Annotated in this window: 20 protein-coding genes and 1 tRNA gene; 11 read left to right on the top strand and 10 right to left on the bottom strand. The window is 64.3% G+C overall.

All coding sequences use genetic code 11. From position 1 onward, the window contains the following. Window positions 1–25: 25 nt before the first annotated feature. Window positions 26–430 (bottom strand): OsmC family protein, encoded by a 405-nt coding sequence (locus ACQUQR_RS03340; protein ID WP_435194714.1) that lies wholly within the window; start codon window positions 428–430, stop codon window positions 26–28. Between the two features lie 49 nt (window positions 431–479). Beyond that, window positions 480–1,214, bottom strand: coding sequence for a metal-dependent hydrolase (locus ACQUQR_RS03335; protein ID WP_435194713.1), 735 nt, complete (start codon window positions 1,212–1,214; stop codon window positions 480–482). Between the two features lie 184 nt (window positions 1,215–1,398). On the opposite strand from ACQUQR_RS03335, the gene ACQUQR_RS03330 reads away from it, so the two are divergent. The 3 genes from ACQUQR_RS03330 to ACQUQR_RS03320 all read left to right on the top strand — a co-directional run bounded on the left by ACQUQR_RS03330 (window position 1,399) and on the right by ACQUQR_RS03320 (window position 3,619). Then, window positions 1,399–2,895, top strand: coding sequence for a TrkH family potassium uptake protein (locus tag ACQUQR_RS03330; RefSeq protein WP_435194712.1), 1,497 nt, complete (start codon window positions 1,399–1,401; stop codon window positions 2,893–2,895). Window positions 2,896–2,963: 68 nt separating this feature from the next. Then, window positions 2,964–3,140, top strand: coding sequence for a hypothetical protein (locus ACQUQR_RS03325; RefSeq protein WP_435194711.1), 177 nt, complete (start codon window positions 2,964–2,966; stop codon window positions 3,138–3,140). 53 nt (window positions 3,141–3,193) lie between these two features. Beyond that, window positions 3,194–3,619: a GNAT family N-acetyltransferase gene (locus tag ACQUQR_RS03320; protein ID WP_435194710.1), complete on the top strand. Its 426-nt coding sequence runs from the start codon at window positions 3,194–3,196 to the stop codon at window positions 3,617–3,619. On the opposite strand, the gene ACQUQR_RS03315 is transcribed toward ACQUQR_RS03320, so the two are convergent. Then, window positions 3,620–4,408, bottom strand: coding sequence for an SDR family NAD(P)-dependent oxidoreductase (locus ACQUQR_RS03315; RefSeq protein ID WP_435194709.1), 789 nt, complete (start codon window positions 4,406–4,408; stop codon window positions 3,620–3,622). Window positions 4,409–4,496: 88 nt separating this feature from the next. On the opposite strand from ACQUQR_RS03315, the gene ACQUQR_RS03310 reads away from it, so the two are divergent. The 4 genes from ACQUQR_RS03310 to ACQUQR_RS03295 all read left to right on the top strand — a co-directional run bounded on the left by ACQUQR_RS03310 (window position 4,497) and on the right by ACQUQR_RS03295 (window position 7,825). Further along, window positions 4,497–5,267 carry a fumarylacetoacetate hydrolase family protein gene (locus tag ACQUQR_RS03310; RefSeq protein ID WP_435194707.1) on the top strand — a complete coding sequence of 257 codons (771 nt, stop codon included), beginning with the start codon at window positions 4,497–4,499 and terminating at the stop codon, window positions 5,265–5,267. Between the two features lie 88 nt (window positions 5,268–5,355). After that, complete coding sequence (locus ACQUQR_RS03305) at window positions 5,356–5,946, top strand: gluconate 2-dehydrogenase subunit 3 family protein (protein ID WP_435194706.1); 591 nt, start codon at window positions 5,356–5,358, stop codon at window positions 5,944–5,946. Continuing rightward, entirely contained in the window at window positions 5,943–7,541 is a 1,599-nt protein-coding gene (locus tag ACQUQR_RS03300; RefSeq protein ID WP_435194705.1) for a GMC family oxidoreductase, read from the top strand. The genes ACQUQR_RS03305 and ACQUQR_RS03300 overlap by 4 nt, the downstream gene beginning before the upstream one ends. 59 nt (window positions 7,542–7,600) lie before the next feature. After that, complete coding sequence (locus ACQUQR_RS03295) at window positions 7,601–7,825, top strand: DUF5795 family protein (protein ID WP_435194704.1); 225 nt, start codon at window positions 7,601–7,603, stop codon at window positions 7,823–7,825. Here the strand turns inward: ACQUQR_RS03295 and ACQUQR_RS03290 are convergent. Further along, window positions 7,822–8,142: a 2Fe-2S iron-sulfur cluster-binding protein gene (locus ACQUQR_RS03290; protein ID WP_435195500.1), complete on the bottom strand. Its 321-nt coding sequence runs from the start codon at window positions 8,140–8,142 to the stop codon at window positions 7,822–7,824. The genes ACQUQR_RS03295 and ACQUQR_RS03290 overlap by 4 nt on opposite strands. 78 nt (window positions 8,143–8,220) lie before the next feature. Here ACQUQR_RS03290 and ACQUQR_RS03285 point away from each other — a divergent pair. Continuing rightward, window positions 8,221–8,398, top strand: a tRNA-Trp gene (locus tag ACQUQR_RS03285). A gap of 375 nt (window positions 8,399–8,773) precedes the next feature. Beyond that, the gene (locus tag ACQUQR_RS03280) at window positions 8,774–9,667 is read left to right on the top strand and encodes a DUF6602 domain-containing protein (RefSeq protein ID WP_435194703.1); all 894 of its coding nucleotides are present in this window, start codon (window positions 8,774–8,776) and stop codon (window positions 9,665–9,667) included. A 152-nt stretch (window positions 9,668–9,819) separates the two neighbouring features. Here ACQUQR_RS03280 and ACQUQR_RS03275 read toward each other — a convergent pair whose 3' ends face one another. From ACQUQR_RS03275 to ACQUQR_RS03260, 4 genes are all read right to left on the bottom strand, one after another. After that, entirely contained in the window at window positions 9,820–10,827 is a 1,008-nt protein-coding gene (locus tag ACQUQR_RS03275; protein WP_435194702.1) for a tyrosine-type recombinase/integrase, read from the bottom strand. A 408-nt stretch (window positions 10,828–11,235) separates the two neighbouring features. Beyond that, entirely contained in the window at window positions 11,236–11,634 is a 399-nt protein-coding gene (locus ACQUQR_RS03270; protein ID WP_435194701.1) for a PIN domain-containing protein, read from the bottom strand. Continuing rightward, entirely contained in the window at window positions 11,606–11,845 is a 240-nt protein-coding gene (locus ACQUQR_RS03265) for an antitoxin VapB family protein (RefSeq protein WP_435194700.1), read from the bottom strand. The genes ACQUQR_RS03270 and ACQUQR_RS03265 overlap by 29 nt, the downstream gene beginning before the upstream one ends. Window positions 11,846–12,016: 171 nt before the next feature. Continuing rightward, window positions 12,017–14,059, bottom strand: coding sequence for a copper resistance CopC/CopD family protein (locus ACQUQR_RS03260; protein WP_435194699.1), 2,043 nt, complete (start codon window positions 14,057–14,059; stop codon window positions 12,017–12,019). A gap of 103 nt (window positions 14,060–14,162) precedes the next feature. Here ACQUQR_RS03260 and ACQUQR_RS03255 point away from each other — a divergent pair, with 103 nt between their 5' ends. Together ACQUQR_RS03255 and ACQUQR_RS03250 are read left to right on the top strand one after the other, a co-directional pair. Further along, entirely contained in the window at window positions 14,163–14,489 is a 327-nt protein-coding gene (locus ACQUQR_RS03255; protein ID WP_435194698.1) for a hypothetical protein, read from the top strand. A 71-nt stretch (window positions 14,490–14,560) separates the two neighbouring features. Beyond that, on the top strand, window positions 14,561–15,640 hold the full coding sequence (locus ACQUQR_RS03250; RefSeq protein ID WP_435194697.1) for a guanosine monophosphate reductase: 1,080 nt from the start codon (window positions 14,561–14,563) through the stop codon (window positions 15,638–15,640). On the opposite strand, the gene ACQUQR_RS03245 is transcribed toward ACQUQR_RS03250, so the two are convergent. Then, complete coding sequence (locus ACQUQR_RS03245) at window positions 15,637–15,807, bottom strand: DUF7557 family protein (protein WP_435194695.1); 171 nt, start codon at window positions 15,805–15,807, stop codon at window positions 15,637–15,639. The two genes, ACQUQR_RS03250 and ACQUQR_RS03245, sit on opposite strands and share 4 nt — an antisense overlap. A gap of 70 nt (window positions 15,808–15,877) precedes the next feature. After that, on the bottom strand, window positions 15,878–16,933 hold the full coding sequence (locus tag ACQUQR_RS03240) for a DUF3179 domain-containing protein (protein WP_435194694.1): 1,056 nt from the start codon (window positions 16,931–16,933) through the stop codon (window positions 15,878–15,880). Window positions 16,934–16,986 lie beyond the last annotated feature (53 nt).

The raw sequence follows: 16,986 nt of genomic DNA, 5'->3' as shown, positions 1-16,986 counted from the left end.
GGCAAAAAACGGGCAGGGCGTCGCTTCAGAAGGCGTCGGCTTCGACCGTGATGTCGGCGTGGATCTCCTCGCGGAGGACGGCGTGGACGTGGCAGATCTCCTCACCGAGCTCGATGAGCTCTGCGATCTGGTCGTCGTCGAGCTCCGCCTCTACCTTGAGCGTGAAGGCGACGGAGTCGTCGGCGATGTCGTCCTCGTCGTTGATGTCCGCGGAGGCCGCGGTCTCGATCTTGCCGAGGTCGAGGTCGTGCTCACGGGAGGCGCCGGCACGGAAGGCGAAGGTGTAACAGGAAGCGTAGTCGGCGAGCAGCACCTCGTTGGGGTTCGGGCCCTCCTTGTTCGTCGCGTCGATGGAGAGTTCGTAGTTGCCGACGCGGGAGGTCGCCGCGAAGCCCTTCTCGTTGACGGTGTTGGATTCGATGTCAGCCATTGCAGTCTGACCCACGGGCGGCGACATTAAAAAGATGGTCCGATTGTGCTCAGAAGTCGACCGGGTAGACGAACGTCTCGTCGCCCTCGAGGATGACCGGTTCGGCCTTCGCGCCGGCGGCGTCGAGCTCCTTCGAGAAGTTCTCAGGGTCGATCTCGATGGGCGGGAACGTGTCGTAATGCATCGGGATGGCGTACTCCACGTCGAGCCAGTCGGCGGCGACGGCGGCCTGCCAGGGGCCCATCGTGAAGTGGTCGCCAGCGGGGAGCGCGGCCACGTCGGGTTCGAGGAACGGGCCGATGACATCGCGCATCTCGCTCATGAGACTGGTGTCGCCGGCGTGGTAGAACGTCTCGGACGCCTCGTCGGCGACCTGTGTGGGCTTCGTGGTGGAGATGACGTACCCGGCGGGCATCCCGGCCGAGGCGTTGTAGTCGGTCATGATACCGTTGGTGTGGTCCGCACGGACCATCGTGACGAACGCGTCGCCACACTCGACCGTACCGCCCATGTTCATCCCCATCCCGCCGACGGCGTCCTCGAAGCCGAACTCGTCTTTCGCGTACGAGACGAGTTCGGGGACGGCCACGAGCGTGGCGTCGGAGAAGTGTGCGGCGTCCGCGATGTGGTCCGCGTGGCCGTGCGTGAGCAGGACGTAATCCGGTGTGTCGAGGTCCGCCGGCTCGACCGACGTCTTCGGGTTGTCGAAGAACGGGTCGATGAGCAGGCTCGTTTCACCGACGGTAACGTGGAACGTGGAGTGTCCGTGCCAAGTAATGTCCATGGCAGTTTCAGTTCGCCCGCCGAGAACTTAATCGTTCATGCGACCCCCCGGTTTCGCCGCGACGGGGAGGGGTACACTCTTACCGTCGCCCGGGTGAAAAAAGAACCATGTCGGGGCGACTCGTCGATATCGGACCCGTCTCGGGTGCAGGTAGCTGGACCCACGGGGTCGCGGTGACCGAGCGATGCTGACGCGCGTCGAGTGGCGCGTCAGCCTTCGCCTGCTCGGAACGGTCCTCAAGTGGCTCCCGGTCCCGCTCGCGCTCCCCCTCGCCGTAGCCCTGTACGACGGCACCGACGTGGTGCCGTTCGTCGTCCCCATGGTCGGGGCGGCACTCGTCGGACTCGCGTTGGAGGGGCTCACGGAGAGTGACGACCTCCAGGCCCGCGAAGCGTTCCTGATGGTCTCGCTCACCTGGCTGAGCGTCGCACTCGTCGGGGCCGTGCCGTTCGTGCTCGCGGGCGAGGGGGTGCTCGCCCGCCCCGTGAACGCCCTCTTCGAGAGCATGAGCGGCATCACGACGACGGGCGCGACGGTCATCCTCGATTTCGAGGTCCACTCGCGGGCGGTCATGCTGTGGCGGGCGGTCCTCCAGTGGCTCGGCGGTATCGGTATCCTCGTGCTCGCGACGGCCATCCTCTCACAGCTCTCCGTCGGTGGGGCACAGCTGATGGAGGCGGAGAGCCCAACGGGCGATGCAAAACGGCTCTCCCCGCGCATCTCGAAGATCGCCGCCATCCTCGGGCGCATCTACCTCGCGCTGACGGTGCTCCAGATCGCCGTGCTCTACGGCCTGCATCTGGCCGGACTCGCCCCGAACATGACCCTCTACGACGCGGTGGCCCACGCGTTCACGACGGTCTCGACGGCGGGATTCTCCCCGCGTGCGGAGAGCATCGCGGCGTTCTCCCCGGCCGTCCAGTGGGCGACGATCCCGTTCATGGCGGTCGGTGCGACCAGTTTCGTTCTCATCTACCACGCCGTCGGCGGGGATTTCGCTCGCCTCCGCGAGAGCGACGAGTTCCGGTTCTACCTCGGCATCCTCGGCTTCTTCACGCTGGGCATCGCGGGCGTCATCGCCCTCGATGGCGCCCCGCACACGAGCCTCGAGTCCATCGCCCGTCACTCGCTGTTCCAGACCGTCTCCATCGTGACGACGACGGGCTACGCGAGCACGGACTTCAACCTCTGGTCCTCGGGCGCCAAGCACCTGCTCTTCGTCTGTATGTTCATCGGCGGGATGGCCGGATCGACGACCTGCTCCATCAAGACGCTGCGCTGGCTCGTCGTCCTGAAGGCGTTCCGGCGTGACCTGTTCACCGCCGCCCACCCCGCGGTCATCCGCCCGGTCCGGCTGAGCGGGAAGGCCGTCTCCGAGGAGACGATCCGTGACATCTACGCCTACACGCTGGTCTCGCTCGTCTTCTTCATCACCGCCACCATCGTCGTCGTCGTCGACGCCTCACGCGCCCGGGTGACGGTCACGGAGTTCGAGGCCATGAGCGCCGCCGCGTCGACGTTCTTCAACGTCGGCCCCGCGTTCGGCATCGCCGGACCGTTCGCCAGCTACGAACCGTTCCCCGACTCGACGAAGCTGTTCATGACCTTCCTCATGTGGATCGGGCGCATCGAGATCATCCCCGTCCTCGTGCTCCTGACGCCGGGCTACTGGCGTTCATAGGACGAGAATCACCGGACGGCTCCCGACCGGCCCCTGTCTTTTTCCGTCGTGGCGACCTACGAGGAGGTATGCAGGAGACGTACGTCGAGTTCGTGTGTCCCGCGTGTTCGAAGGATTGGGAGGTCACCAAGCCGTTCCCCGACCCGAAATCGGAGTACGTCTGCCCCGACTGTGGGGAGGAGCGGCGGGCCGCGGAGTTCGCCCGCACGGACCGCGGTGTCGAACTCCTGAAGCAGTTCGCGTAACCACCCGACGCGCGTCGGGTAACCGTTTTTTCCGGGCGAGCCATCCCCTCGGCATGAACGTCGTACGTATCGAGGACGACGACGAGTTGGCGGCGGCGTTCGCCATCCGTCGTGCCGTCTTCATCGAGGAGCAAGAGGTCCCCGAGGAGCTGGAGCTGGACGAGAAGGACGAGACCGCGACCCACGTCCTCGCGACGGTCGACGGGGAACCCGTGGGCACCGCGCGGCTCATCGACTACGATGGCGTCGGGAAGGTCCAGCGCGTGGCCGTACGGAGGGCCCACCGAGGGACGGGTGTCGGCGAGGCGCTGATGGCGAAGGTCGAGGCGCTCGCGCGCGAGGAGGGGTACGACGAACTCGTGCTCGACGCGCAGGTCCCCGTCATCGGTTTTTACGAGACTCTGGGGTACGAGGTACGCGACGACGAGCCCTTCCTCGATGCGGGGATTCCCCACAAGCGGATGGGGAAGGTGCTCTGATTACTGCAGCCCCAGGTCGTGGCTCATCGAGTTCCCCGGTCGGGGGACCCCCTTCGCCGTGTACGTCTCGCCGGTGATGAACGAGGCCGCAGGGGAAGCGAGGAACACCGCGAGGTCGGCGATCTCCTCGGGGTGGCCGATGCGGCGCATCGTCTGTTCGCGCGGCGGCATGGCTTCCTCGTCGATGCCGAGCGTCTCCGCGACGCCCGGGGTCTGGACCAGCCCGGGGGCGATGCAGTTCACCCGGACCTCGTCGTCGGCCCACTCCACGGCGAGCGTCTCGGTGAGCCGGATGATGGCGGCCTTGGCCGCGCCGTAGTGTGACTCACCCGGGGCAGGGTGCTGGCCGTTCACCGACGCTATGTTGATGATGGTGCCACCCTCCCCCCTCAGGTACTCGCCGGCGACCTGTGCACAGCGGTAGGTCCCACCCAGATTGAGGTCGACGACGGCGTCCCAGCCGTTCTCCGAGATGTCCTCGAACGGGGCGACGAACTCCCCGCCGGCGTTGTTGACGACGATGTCGAGCCCGCCCAACTCCTCCGCCGCGGCGGCGAAGAACGCCTCCACGTCATCGCGCTCGCGCACGTCGCACTCGGTGGCGAAGGCGGTCCCCCCCTCGGCTTCGATCTCCTCTGCGACCGGGCCGACGCGGTCCATCGACCGCGAACAGATGGCGACCGAGGCGCCCGCGGCGGCGAAGGTCTTGGCGATGGCCTCACCGATACCCTGCGAGGCGCCGGTGACGAGCACGTTCCGTCCTGCGACATCGAACTCTGGTGCGTCCATGGGGGGAGGCCACACGCGGGAGTAAAGAGCGTTCCCGTCGTCACAATCGAACGGAAAACCCTTTTTCACCCCGGTCGGTGGTGTGGGTATGCGACACGTACGCTTTCGAGACCCCGGTGGCCGCGTCCGACGAGGCGAGTGGACCGGCGATGACGGCGCCGAGATCACCGCCCACCCGACCCACGGCGCGCGAATCACCCTCGAATCCGAGTCCTTCGCGGCCGACGAGGTGGAGCTCCTCCCGCCGTGTGAGCCCTCGAAGATCGTCTGTATCGGGCGCAACTACGCGGACCACGCCGAGGAGATGGGGAGCGACATCCCCGAGCGTCCCCTGCTGTTCTTGAAACCGCCGAACACCGTGGCGGCGCACAACCAGGACGTGGAACTGCTTCCCGGGAAGGAGCGCATCGACCACGAGGCCGAGCTGGGCGTGGTCATCGCGGAGCGCTGCCGGAACGTCTCCGAGGCGGAGGCCGAGGAGGTGATCGCGGGGTACACCTGCGTGAACGACATCTCGAACCGCGACGACCAGCGGAGAGAGCAGAACTGGGTCCGGGGGAAGGCGTTCGACAACAGCGCGCCCATCGGCCCGGTCATCGCCACGCCCGAGGAGGTCCCGTCGGACGCGAGCATCGAACTCCGGCTCAACGGGGAGACGAAGCAGTCCTCCTCGCGTGACCACTTCATCTTCTCCATCCCCGAGCTCATCGCCGAGATCACGGCGTACATGACGCTCGAACCCGGTGACGTCATCTCCACGGGGACGCCCGCGGGCGTCGGCCCCCTCTCGGACGGCGACGAGGTCGAGGTCGAGATCGAGGGTGTCGGGACGCTCCGGCACACCGTCTCGATCCCCTGACCCAGATCCCCTCGGGCGGTCTCCCCTCCTGCATCGAGCCCACCGGCGAAGGACAATCCCTAAGTTTAGGCTCACCTAATCTCGACGTGTGCAACTGACGCGACGGGACGCGCTCGCGGCGCTCGCGGGTGCCGGTATCGTGGGAGCCAGCGGGACCGCGGCAGTCGTCCGGAACGCCAGCGAGGAGGCCGACATCGAGGAGGCTCCATCTGAGGCGATCGCTCCCTCGCGAACCCATCTCGTCGAGACGTTCGTCGCGGTCGCGGAGGTCGTCTACCCGAGCCCGGTGGAGGGGATCCCCGCGTTCGTCGAGACGTACGTGACAGGGCAACTGGACTCGGAGACCCTGTTCGCCGACGAGGTGTTCGACGTGGTGGCCGTCCTCGACGACCACGCCACGGCGTGGTACGGGGGTGCGTTCAAGACGCTCGACGGGGAGACGCGTGACCGGCTCCTCAGAGAGATGGACGTGAACGAGGCCGACGAGGACCCGGATGGAACGGCCGCGGGCCGGGTCCGCTATTTCGTCGTCAACGAACTGCTCTACGCGCTGTACGCCTCGCCCACGGGGGGAAAACTGGTCGGCATCGAGAACCCGCAGGGGTACCCCGGCGGGACGCAGTCGTATCGGGAAGGCCCGGACGATGAGGAGCAAGCGGGAGCGGAGGGAGAGCGATGAGGGACGCCGTCATCGTCGGGGCGGGGCCGGCGGGCGCGCTCGTCGCGAACCGGCTCGCCGACGCGGGCCACGACGTGCTCGTGCTCGAGGCGGGGCCGCGGTTCGACTTCGATGAGCGCCCCGAACGGCAGAAACGGAGCATCCGCCCCGCACACGCCGACCCCGAGGTCTGGGATATGGGTGGGGACCGCGACGCCTTCTCCACCACGGGAGAGCTCTACTACCCGCTGAACGTGGCCCGGGTGAAGGGTGTCGGCGGGTCGACGCTCCACTGGCAGGGGATGGTGATGCGGCTCCACGAGTCGGATTTCGACGGGACCCACGGCCGGGCGTGGCCCCTCTCGTACGACGATATCGAGCCGTACTACGGCGAGGCCGAGCGAGCCCTCGGCGTGGCCGGCGCGTCCGACAACCCCTTCGAACCGCCGCGCTCGGAGCCGTACCCGATGCCGGCGTTCCCGCCCTCCTACTCGGACTCCATCTTCGCCGACGCGTGTGAACGTCTCGGCATCACCACCCACTCGGTCGGCAACGCCCGGAACTCCGAGGGGTACGACGGCCGGTCGCCGTGTGTCGGCTACGGTACGTGCAAGCCGGTCTGCCCCTCCGGCGCGAAGTACTCGGCCGATTTCACCATCGCCGACGCGGAGGCGAAGGGTGTCGACGTGGTCGCCGAAGCCCCCGTTCAGCGGCTGGAGACGGACGAGGACGGCGGGCGCGTCACCCGCGCGGTGTACGCGAAGGACGGCGCGGAGCACGCAGTCGAGGCCGAGCAGTTCGTCCTCGCCGCTGGGGGTATCGAGATCCCCCGCTTGCTCCTGCTGTCTGCGAACGACGCGCACCCCGACGGCCTCGCGAACTCCTCGGGGGCCGTGGGGCGGTACTTCACGGACCACCTCTTCGCCGGCGCGGGCGGGCGGCTCGACCGGCGAACGCGACAGAACCACATCGGGTTCATCACCACGGAGTCACACCAGTTCTACGACGACCCCGGCATCGGCAGCGAGGGAACCGACGGCGATATCCCGCCCGCGGATGGGGCGTTCCAGCCCGTCAAGCTCGAGTTCCTCAACTACGCCGGTCCCTCCCCGGTCGAGCAGGCCATGGCGGCCGACGACTGGGGTGACTCGCTGCTCTCGGAGCTCCGCGACAGCTACGGCACGCACATCGCCATGGGGGCGCTGGTCGGGATGCCCGGCAAAGCCGAGAACAGAGTGACCCTCGACACATCGCGGACCGACGACCACGGCAACCCCGTCCCCGACCTCCGGTGGTCCATCCCCGAGCAGACGAAACGGACGCTCGCACGGGCCAACGAGATCCAGCACGCCGTCCTCGAGGAGCTTGGAGCCTCCATCGACTGGACCGTCGGGCCCGACAACACCGGCCCCGCCTACCACCACATGGGGACCACCCGGATGAGCTCGAATCCGAATTCGGGGGTCGTCGACGCCCGCATGCGGACCCACGACGTGTCGAACCTCTCGATCGCCTCCTCCTCGGTGTTTCCCACCGGTGGTGCGATGAACCCGACGCTCACCATCGCCGCGCTCGCGTTGAAGTGCGCCGACCACGTCGCCGCGGCCCTCGCGTAGCTCGCCGGAACTCGACCGAACCCGACAGACCTTACCCCTCCCGTCTCGACCCCACACCCATGGCCGAGAACCGCGTCGTGCAGGGGCGGATGGTGACGCCGAAGACGCTCGCAGAGCTCATCGAGGGTGAGCCGGTGATGGACGCAGAGAACATCACCGACGCCGACCGCGAGTGCCCCGACTGCGGCGGCAACGTCGTCGCGGTCGGATACATGCCCACCGTCACGGAGTTCGTCACGGGCTACAAGTGCCAGGACTGCGACTGGGCCGACGACGACCGCTAATCGGGCAGCAGCTGACCCCACATGATTTTCCCGTCCACGAGCCGCACGGTGAGCGGCTGCGTCACTTCGATGGTACACGAGAGCCGAGGGTAGCCCCACCGCTCTGCCGCCCGGTCGTGCCAGTGGGCCGGCGCCGACTCCTCGTCGATGCGCACGCCACAGGTGCCACAGAGCCCCCGGCCCCCGCAGTTGAGCGCCCCCGAGACGGTCCCGTAGGGGTCGATGTCGGCATCGAGCAGCGCCGCCCGGAGGTTCGTCCCCGCGGGAACGTCGAGGGTCGTCGTTTCGGTGCCGTCGTGGACCGTCACCCGGACCATGTACGGGGATGGTGCCGGCCCGTCATCAACCGTCGGAATCGAAACCCCTTTAGTGGTAATCGCCATACGTCGGGGCGAGGGGACGTGGCCAAGCCAGGCATGGCGTCTGACTCCAGAGGCTACGCGCCCGGGACGAAACTCCAGCTGATATACCGAGCGACCGACTGATCATCGGTTCGCGTTGACGACCCTCTGGAGTTCCGAGGCGCACACCGGAGATATCAGACGATCGGGGGTTCAAATCCCTCCGTCCCCACTTTGATTTTAACCGCTTAGAAATGGCCATACAGCGCCTCTATGCGTATAATAGCGGTTTGAGGATACGGTAGGATTTGAACCCCTCATCGAATGAGATCTCGAGTCTTCTTGCGGTTTGGTCGAATGATGCTCGGCGGTAGTGGCCCCTGCTCGATGAACGGAAATTTTCGTAAACCATCCGGCCCAGAGGCCAAGAATTCTGACCATCTACCTCCGGCCCTGTTTGAATCTTCAATTGCTGTTACTATCTTGAGACCGTACTGAATAGACAGCGTGAATTCAGAACCAAACTTACCAGCGAGAGCCTTTTTTAAATCCCACTTTGCGTAGATGTCGGCTCTATCGTTAAGTGGACTCATCATTAATGTCTAATATGGCAGATAATCAGGGCCAGTGGCTGTTTAAACAGATTCAACAACAATTGAGTCGTGATTGGGAGGAGTTACGTGAGATCTACGCCAATAGCAAGGGGGACGCCTACGAACAGACACTCTCTGATTTCCTAACTTCGTATTTTGGCGGCGTATACGATATAAATACAAAGGTTGCAGTTATTGATAAGAATCTCATAAGCTTTGACGTATTTGACTTCGTAAAGGGCGATGATGAAATTGATTTGGTCGCATCTTTCTCACAGGCGAAACCCCGAATAATATTCAAAACAGGAGACGGCAACGGGGAACTTCGGTGGGTACCGTTTGAAGCAGTTGCGTTCATTTGTGAGGTCAAAAGCCAGCTAACAAAACAAGCACTGGAGAAAGATTTTGATAAACTGAAATCAGTTTCACAGATCTCAGAGTCAATTGATAATAGGTTCGGACCGATGATCGGGGGTGATTATACTATCTCTGAACCACTGCAATGTTTGGTATATGATAGAGAATCTATAGCTGACGACACATTAGAGGATATTCTCATATCTAATCATTCCCATTGGCATATGATCTTGCTGGTGGATAACGATGTTCTTCTACTCAACCGTAGCATACCTCTCTCTGAACATTTTGTGCCCAGTTCACGGATGTTTGGGCCAGACAATATGCCGGAATTACCGCCAGAGATCTTAGAAGAGATTGAATCTGAGTTAGATATTGACGTTGACTCAGACATCATTACCCTTGATAACGGCCTTTTCTGGTTTTTAATTACCATATCTGCAACCATTCCTGACCCACTTTCGGTGAATACCGTAAACTCTCTCAATGCGCTATCAAGCCAAATTCGATTTTATTCAGGCGCAAAGACCGAAATGGACAGTGAGGAGTAAGGAGACAAAGAATAATTGCTGTTGATAACTGTAGGTGGATGCAAACGTTCATAAGGAGTTCTCCGGATCAATGCTCTGCTGAATACATCCTCTGTATCTCGCACGGTGATTCTGTCAACTAATGAGGGTCCCAATGGAGCCAGAGTATTAGGTTACAGATTATCCAGATACTGCCTCCGTGTCATCGCCCGCTCCCCTTCTGACCGCCCATCGTAGTGTTCCTCCAGCACGTCGATACTGACGTTCGCCCGTTCGCTAACCTTCTGCTTCGGCCAGTTTCGATTGAGATGGTAGGTGATGGCGGCTCGACGTACTGGATGTGAACTCATCGTAGAGGGGCACTTCGATGATTGAGTCTTCTTCTGGGCGGCTTCGCAGTCCTCGATGAGTCGATTATGCGGACAGGTATTGCGATAGACACACGGGCGCGTCATCGCGTAGACGTTCTTCCGAATGGTCGTGTGGGTGACTCGGCCATACGATGTCGTGAACAATGGCTCACGACCGTACTCGTCGGTTCGCGGTTCACGGCGTCCCTGAATGTAGTCGCTCAGCACGTCGATGATCTCGTCTCCGAGGTTGACCACGCGCTCCGCATCTTCACCGTTCTTCAGCGGGGAGTCTGTCTCGGGTCGGTGTCGAATCTGGAGGAGATTCTTATTCGGCTTGTAGTCCTCCACGTCCAACGAGATGACCGTTCCAATCCGCAAGCACGAGTGCCACATCAGTTGGAAGATCGTGTGCCGCCGGCTGGCGTACTCGTACTTGTAGAAGTAGTCGAGTATGTCCTCAACTTCGTCCAGCGTCAGCATATCGTCATTCGAGCGCTGGTCCGAACTCAGAGATGGGAGCTGAACCATCTCGTCCATCCCTGCGGGAAGGAGTCCGGCTTGGGCACACCAACGAAGGAAGACCCGAAGCGTTGAGAGGTTGTTCTTCAGCGTCACCTCCTTGATGCCACTCTTTCGACGACGAATCTTGTACTGCTTCAGGTGGTACGGGTCGAGATCGTTGATGTACTCGATCCCCTTGTCGTCACAGAAGTGTATCAGCTCCTTGAGGGCGTACTTGTAGTTGCGGTGGCTTGCTCGACTGACTTCCTCGCGGCGCTCGATGAGAAAGTCCTCTACGGCTTGTTCGGGGGTGATATTCGGAACCATCGTTGGTTATTGACCCACAAGACGGCGTGGAGTTCTCCGGCGCACCACCAAGACATCAGCACTTGCGGTGCGGTTCCCACGAGACGGCCATATTTCGGCGGTATGGCCTCTGTCTCGGGGGAGGGGGTTCATAATCCCTCCGTCCCCATACTTTCACTCCGAGCACTCACGCGAGGAGTGACATCTGTCGGCGGAGGGATTTGAATCAGGGAGCGAGCAACGCGAGCGACCGTGGTTCAAATCCCGGACGATGACTCTGCACACTCACGCGAGAAGTGAAATCTGTCGGCGGAGGGATTTGAACGTACTCGCAACGCTTCGCGTTGCTCGATGCTCAGATCTCTTCGCGGGCTCAGAGATTCGAATCAGGGAGGAGCTTTGCTCCGACTGTGGTTCAAATCCCGTTGCTCACCAACTCTCGACTTCGAACCCCATCTTCTCGAAGTCCTCGACGTTCCGTGTGAGGACTTTCTCCCCTTCTACCTCGGCTGTCGCGCCGATAGCAGCCTCTCCTTTTTTGAATTGCTTCGCGTCCAGCTCTCTGATCCGTCGTCCTGCTCGCATCGCGATCTCCGCGTCCATCGGTACGAACGGATGCTGTGAGAGCACTCTCCGAGCGTCTTTCTCCTGGTCGGGTGTCGCCACCGCACCGACACCGATGTAGAACTCCAGCATCGCCATCGCGGGAATCTTAATCGGGACGCCTTCCTCCTCCAGCGCGGCCAGCTTTGCGTGTGCGTCCGCGTCTCGACCGGACAGCGCAATCAGAAAATCGGTATCAGCGATCATCGAATCGCTCTCGTACATCCGCTACTTCCTCGGCGTCCGCCTCGTCTGCTTTCTCGATCGCTTCGCGCATCTCTTCGACCTGTGAATCGTCGAAGATGTCGCCGAGCTCAGCCAACGATGACCCACCGAGTAGCCGGTCGATGGCCTCCGAAAACGTTTCATCCGGGCGCTTCTGTTGCCGAATCCGCTCGTACACCTGCTCGTCTAACCGAACGGTCTTCGTCCCCATGTGTATACGTCGTATACGGGTGACCAAAACCGTTACCCGTGTTTCACGATTAGCTCGCGGACGACCTGTGTGCCGGACATCTCTCGCTCTGCGGGCTTTTATTCTCTGGTGAAGATTCTCAGTAGCCACTCACCCGAGGAGTGAACTCTGTCGGTAGCGGAGTTCGACCGTTCAGTCGCGGACCCGCCGGAGGAACAGACCAGCACTCACGACGACGGAGCCGAGGCCGGTAATCACTGCCCCCCATCGGAGACGTGTCCCGAACCCCTCGTCGCTCTCCGAACCGTGGTCGTGACCGGCACCAGCCGCGGAGATGAACGGGGTGAACTGCTCCTCGACGTGCTGGCCGTCGACCGTGCCTGTCACGGTGACGATCCACCGGCCGTCCGTGGGGAACTGTACGACCGCCGAGTAGCTGCCGTCGTCCTGTCGTTCCGCGATCTGGCGTCGATGGAGTCCGATATCGGCGTGGCGCATGCGGATGGTCACGTCGCCGTCCGCGGTGAGCCGCTCGTCGTCGCTGACGAACGTGATGTCGGTGACACTATACCCGACCGCAGCGGGGGTGAGCCGCATCCGGACTTCGGGGTCGTCTCCCTCCTGTATGAAGAGCGGTACTGGTTCGGTAGCGGCCGCCGTCTGATGGGTGGCCGTCGGGATGCCGGTCAACACTCCCGCGAGAACCATGACGACCAGGAGGAGTGCGAACTCGATACGAACGGCTCGGACGAACCACGCACTGAGTGTGCGTCTGGACGGGACCATCGAACGGCCGCCGTCGGCCACCGTCTCCAGGGGGCCGGTGGGGAGGTGGTTGCCGAAGACGAGCTGATTGAGTCCTCCCATGGCGAGCGCGGCGATGACGACCAGCACTTTCACCGAGAGTACCGTCCCGTAGGCTGTCGTCTCCAGCGCGGTCGCGGCCGGGACGTGCCAGGCACCGAGGAGGAGGCCGGTGGCCCCTGCGAGGCCGACGCTCAGTACGGCGAACGGGCCGAACCGCTGGACGAGTCGCCCGACCGTTCGCGTCCGGTCAGCTCGGTCGAGGTCCAGGAGGGCTGGCGGCACCCCCACCGCGAATGCGGCGACGCCGCCAGTCCAGACGGCGACCGCGAGGAGGTGGGTGATATCGACGAGCGTGGCGGTGGCCCCGACCGACGACGCCGAGTGGCTCGACAAGCTGATCGTGGAGAGGGCGAGCACGCCGGCTATCGAGACGCCACCGAGTTGTCGGGGGCCGAACGGTCGCCCAGTGCGACCGGCAGCGAGGGTTACGGCGAGAACGGTGGCGGCTGCGGCGACCTGCACGACGGCATACAGCCCCAGCGATGACTCCACGAACTGCTGGACGCCGGCTATCGAGACCTGGGAAGCGATGTCCGTCAGCCTGATCGCCGCGAGGAGAAGCGCCGCGAACAGGAGCGTTCCGGCGGCACCAGCGACGAGTATACGCGTGCGCCGCTCGACCGGATCGGACCGGTCGAGTACCGGCCGGACAACGACGACCAGGGCGAGTGGCAGGCCGACGAGGAGCAGGACCGAGGTGAACAACAGCCCGCGGGCGAGTGCCTCCACGGGGTTCACTTCCGCGAACCCGCCCGCGCCACCCGAGAGAACCGCGTCGCGCGACGGCGGGTCCTGTTCGACGACCGGAAACGTCGGCGTCGGCGTTTGCGTCTGGGTCGCTGTCGGGGCTGCGGTCGGAATCGGCGTCGATGAGCCGGCCGGGGTCGGCGTTTGAGTCGATTGGCCGGCCGGGGTCGGGGTTACGGTCGGGGTCGCTGTCGGCGTGGGCGACGGCGTCGCCTCCCTGATGACGAACGTGAACGAGTCGCTGGTGGTGTGGCCGTCAGCCGCTTGCACCCTCCACCGGACCTGATAGGACCCCCGCTCCAGGGTTTCGAGCGGGACGGTGACGAAGCGGCCGTTCTCCTGTCGGTTTATCCTGGCAGGGCCGGCGTCGACGCGAGTCCCGTCGTCGGCGACGACCCGTACGTTCGCGTTCTCGACGCGACTGCTGAATTCGAGGCGGACCTCCGCGGGTGAGTCGGTCAGTCGCTCCCCCTCGGACGGGTCACTCGCGATGAGTTCCGCGTGGGCGCTCACAAGCGGGACGAGCGCGAGGCTGCAGACGAGCACGACGAGGAGGAGTGTCGGCCATCGCGCACGGCGGGGGCCGTCACTCCCCGGCGACCAACCTCGAGCATCGCTCATTGCACCTAGATGAAAGTATACCGCTAACTCCGTATTGGTAGAACTCTCGAAACGGCTTCTCGCCGAAACGAGCATAGAAGTGCCTCGCGTCGAAAGACGGGCTATGGACGAATCGACAGACGAGCATGGCGTGCCGACGGTGACGTGTTCACGATGCGACAGCGAGTGGGAACTCGATTTCGAGCTGGACGAGCTCATGGCCGGGAACCGCGCGGTCGAGCAGTTCGCGCTGGACCACGAGCGACACACGGGGCATTTTCCCGACGACGTGACGCCGTGGCGGGTCGACTGCCGACGGTGTCCGGGCGGGGAGGCGTATCTGGAGGAACGGCCGGCGCGTCGGTGGGCGCTGGTCCACCACCGGCACACGCGACATGCGGTGGAGCTCCGGCCGCCGGGGGCTGAGGCCGAGCTCATCGGAGAGGAGTAACTGCCCCTGTAGTGGGTCCGACGGGTAAACCGGACGGTTTATACTGCTACCTCCGTTCCAACAGGAACGGCATGGATGACATCCGTACCGGACTGAGTTACGGGGACGTGTTGCTCGTTCCGCAGCGCTCGCCGGTGGACAGTCGCAGTGACGTGGACCTGACGACCAACCTCACGCCGAGCGTCGAGCTCGCGAATCCGCTTCTCTCCGCGCCGATGGACACGGTGACGGAGACGGCGATGGCCATCGCGCTCTCGGAGGCGGGTGGGTTCGGGACGATCCACCGGTTCCTCTCCATCGAGGAGCAGGCGGAGCAGGTCCGAGAGGTGAAGGCCGCAGGCGAGCAGGTCGGGGCGGCCATCGGCATCAACGAGGACTATCTCGACCGGGCGCGGGCGAACGTGGAGGCCGGCGTAGACGTGTTGATGATGGACATCGCGCACGGGCACCTCGACGCCTGCATCGACGCGGTGGAGGCGCTCGCGGCGGAGTTCCCCGACACCGACCTCGTGGTGGGGAACGTCGCCACGCCGGAAGGCGTCGCGGACCTCGTCGCCGCGGGCGCGGACACGGTGAAGGTGGGGATCGGCCCCGGGTCGCACTGCACGACGCGGAAGGTCGCGGGCGCGGGCGTCCCGCAGCTCACGGCCGTCTCGGACTGCGCGACGAAGGCCGAGGAACTCGGCGTCTCCATCATCGCGGACGGCGGCATCCGGACCTCGGGTGACGCGGTGAAGGCGCTCATGGCCGGCGCGGACACGGTGATGATGGGGTCGCTGTTCGCGGGGACGGACGAGGCCCCGAGCCAGGTCGTCGAGGTTGATGGAGTCAAATACAAGCAGTCGCGGGGGATGGCCTCCACGGCGGCCGGCGAGGAGCGCACGGACAAGGCGAACAACGTCGAGGCCGCGGAGGGGGTTGAGTCGCTCACTCCGTATAAGGGCTCACTGGCGGACGTGGTTGGAGAGTTCTGTGCTGGCATCCGCTCGGGGCTCTCCTACTGCGGGGGCCACACCATCCCGGTGGCACGCGAGAACGCGGAGTTCATCAGGGTGGCCGCGAGCGCCAAGGAGCGGGAGGGCGCCCACGGCGACCACGACTGGGAAGGCATCTCGGTCGATACCGACACCTTCGCGCGGGCGGACGACTAAACGCCCGCGATGATGCCTCGCTCCGTCGCGAGGTAGATGCTGATGAGTTCGTTGAGCAGTTCATCGTAGCTCTCGCCCTCCTCCCTGAGGTCGTCGAGTCGGGCGACGGTCTCCTGCTCGAGGTGGAGCTGTACGGTCGGCGGTGTCTCCGGTTCTTGTGCGTGCATGGGCCCATCCACGGCTCTCGCCGCACACGCCTCTATGCGCCACGGTATCATTCCTCTTTCCCCTCCACGGTCACCCTCGCGACCAGACCTCGGTGTTCGGGTAGTGGGCGAGCCAGGCGAACCAGTAGAGCGAGGTGGCACCCGCGACCGGGGAGAGCGGGTCGTCGGCGTCTACTGGCGCCCCGGTCGTAGGGGTCCAGGTGGCACCGCCGGAGCTGAGCAGCCCGTCGCGAAGCTCGAACCGTCGGGGCCCGCGTTCGTAGGCGAACAGCCCGGTCTCCGTGTTGACCACGACGACGGGGAGCCCCCCGACGGTGTCGTTGACGACGGGCTGATACTGCATGTCGAGGAAGGCGTAGGCCGTCGCCTCACCGCCGTGGGCGACACCCAGCACGAGCGCCTTCCGCGGGAGCCGCGTATCCGAGTACGACTCGTCGCCGAGATAGTCGTCCACGCGGGAGAGCTGCCCGTACAGGTCGAACCCGTAGTTCAGCCGCACCTCGCCCACGACGGTGTCCGAGAGCGGTGGAGGGAGAAGCACTTCGGCGTCGGGGTGCTGCTCGCGCCACGTTCCCCAGTCGGTGAGCGACGCGGGGACGAGCGAGAGCTCCGTTCCCGTCGCCGGCCCCCGAATCGCCTTCCCGAGCAGCTGTGACCACAGCGAGTCCGACACCGAATCGTACATCACGAGGTTCTCGCGGTAGAGTAACCCCGAGACGCCGAACGTCGCGAGCGACCCGTCGACGACCCGTTTCGCGACGACCCCCGAGCGACACAGCGGGCAGTAGGAGACGAGTAGCCCGTCGGGGGCGTTCACCACCTCGTGCCACGCGAGCACTTTCAGCGGGTACGCCCGTGTGGCCCCTTCGTAGTCGACACCGACCACGAGGTCACTCGGATGGAGTTGCGGCTCGTACGTCGAAGTGCGACCCTCTGGGGTCGTGAACGTGATCTCGATACCGTCCCAGCTCGCAGCGTACCTCGGGTCGGTTATCGCGGGGATGCCATCGCGCGGCGCCCCCCGTCGCAGTTCGTCCCGCGGGACCGCTGTCGAACCTCGGTAGCCGGCGCTGCAGCCGGCGAGCAGCCCGCTTCCGGCGAGCGCGAGGTAGCGGCGACGCTTCACACCGCAGCGTTCGTAGACACGACGGATATACCTCGCTCGTGCGTGCGCCCCGC

Source organism: Natronomonas sp. EA1, from assembly GCF_051195035.1.
Classification (GTDB): domain Archaea; phylum Halobacteriota; class Halobacteria; order Halobacteriales; family Haloarculaceae; genus JBNTJV01.
The sequence above is the reverse complement of the archived record's forward strand: the minus strand, read 5'-3'. Positions and strand labels throughout refer to the sequence as shown.

Excerpts from the sequence above, each read along its gene's own strand:
- ACQUQR_RS03340 (WP_435194714.1), bottom strand. The coding sequence starts at position 430 with ATGGCTGACATCGAATCCAACACCGTCAACGAGAAGGGCTTCGCGGCG.
- ACQUQR_RS03335 (WP_435194713.1), bottom strand. The coding sequence starts at position 1,214 with ATGGACATTACTTGGCACGGACACTCCACGTTCCACGTTACCGTCGGT.
- ACQUQR_RS03330 (WP_435194712.1), top strand. The coding sequence starts at position 1,399 with ATGCTGACGCGCGTCGAGTGGCGCGTCAGCCTTCGCCTGCTCGGAACG.
- ACQUQR_RS03325 (WP_435194711.1), top strand. The coding sequence starts at position 2,964 with ATGCAGGAGACGTACGTCGAGTTCGTGTGTCCCGCGTGTTCGAAGGAT.
- ACQUQR_RS03320 (WP_435194710.1), top strand. The coding sequence starts at position 3,194 with ATGAACGTCGTACGTATCGAGGACGACGACGAGTTGGCGGCGGCGTTC.
- ACQUQR_RS03315 (WP_435194709.1), bottom strand. The coding sequence starts at position 4,408 with ATGGACGCACCAGAGTTCGATGTCGCAGGACGGAACGTGCTCGTCACC.
- ACQUQR_RS03310 (WP_435194707.1), top strand. The coding sequence starts at position 4,497 with ATGCGACACGTACGCTTTCGAGACCCCGGTGGCCGCGTCCGACGAGGC.
- ACQUQR_RS03300 (WP_435194705.1), top strand. The coding sequence starts at position 5,943 with ATGAGGGACGCCGTCATCGTCGGGGCGGGGCCGGCGGGCGCGCTCGTC.
- ACQUQR_RS03295 (WP_435194704.1), top strand. The coding sequence starts at position 7,601 with ATGGCCGAGAACCGCGTCGTGCAGGGGCGGATGGTGACGCCGAAGACG.
- ACQUQR_RS03290 (WP_435195500.1), bottom strand. The coding sequence starts at position 8,142 with ATGGTCCGGGTGACGGTCCACGACGGCACCGAAACGACGACCCTCGAC.
- ACQUQR_RS03280 (WP_435194703.1), top strand. The coding sequence starts at position 8,774 with ATGGCAGATAATCAGGGCCAGTGGCTGTTTAAACAGATTCAACAACAA.
- ACQUQR_RS03275 (WP_435194702.1), bottom strand. The coding sequence starts at position 10,827 with ATGGTTCCGAATATCACCCCCGAACAAGCCGTAGAGGACTTTCTCATC.
- ACQUQR_RS03270 (WP_435194701.1), bottom strand. The coding sequence starts at position 11,634 with ATGTACGAGAGCGATTCGATGATCGCTGATACCGATTTTCTGATTGCG.
- ACQUQR_RS03265 (WP_435194700.1), bottom strand. The coding sequence starts at position 11,845 with ATGGGGACGAAGACCGTTCGGTTAGACGAGCAGGTGTACGAGCGGATT.
- ACQUQR_RS03260 (WP_435194699.1), bottom strand. The coding sequence starts at position 14,059 with ATGAGCGATGCTCGAGGTTGGTCGCCGGGGAGTGACGGCCCCCGCCGT.
- ACQUQR_RS03255 (WP_435194698.1), top strand. The coding sequence starts at position 14,163 with ATGGACGAATCGACAGACGAGCATGGCGTGCCGACGGTGACGTGTTCA.
- ACQUQR_RS03250 (WP_435194697.1), top strand. The coding sequence starts at position 14,561 with ATGGATGACATCCGTACCGGACTGAGTTACGGGGACGTGTTGCTCGTT.
- ACQUQR_RS03245 (WP_435194695.1), bottom strand. The coding sequence starts at position 15,807 with ATGCACGCACAAGAACCGGAGACACCGCCGACCGTACAGCTCCACCTC.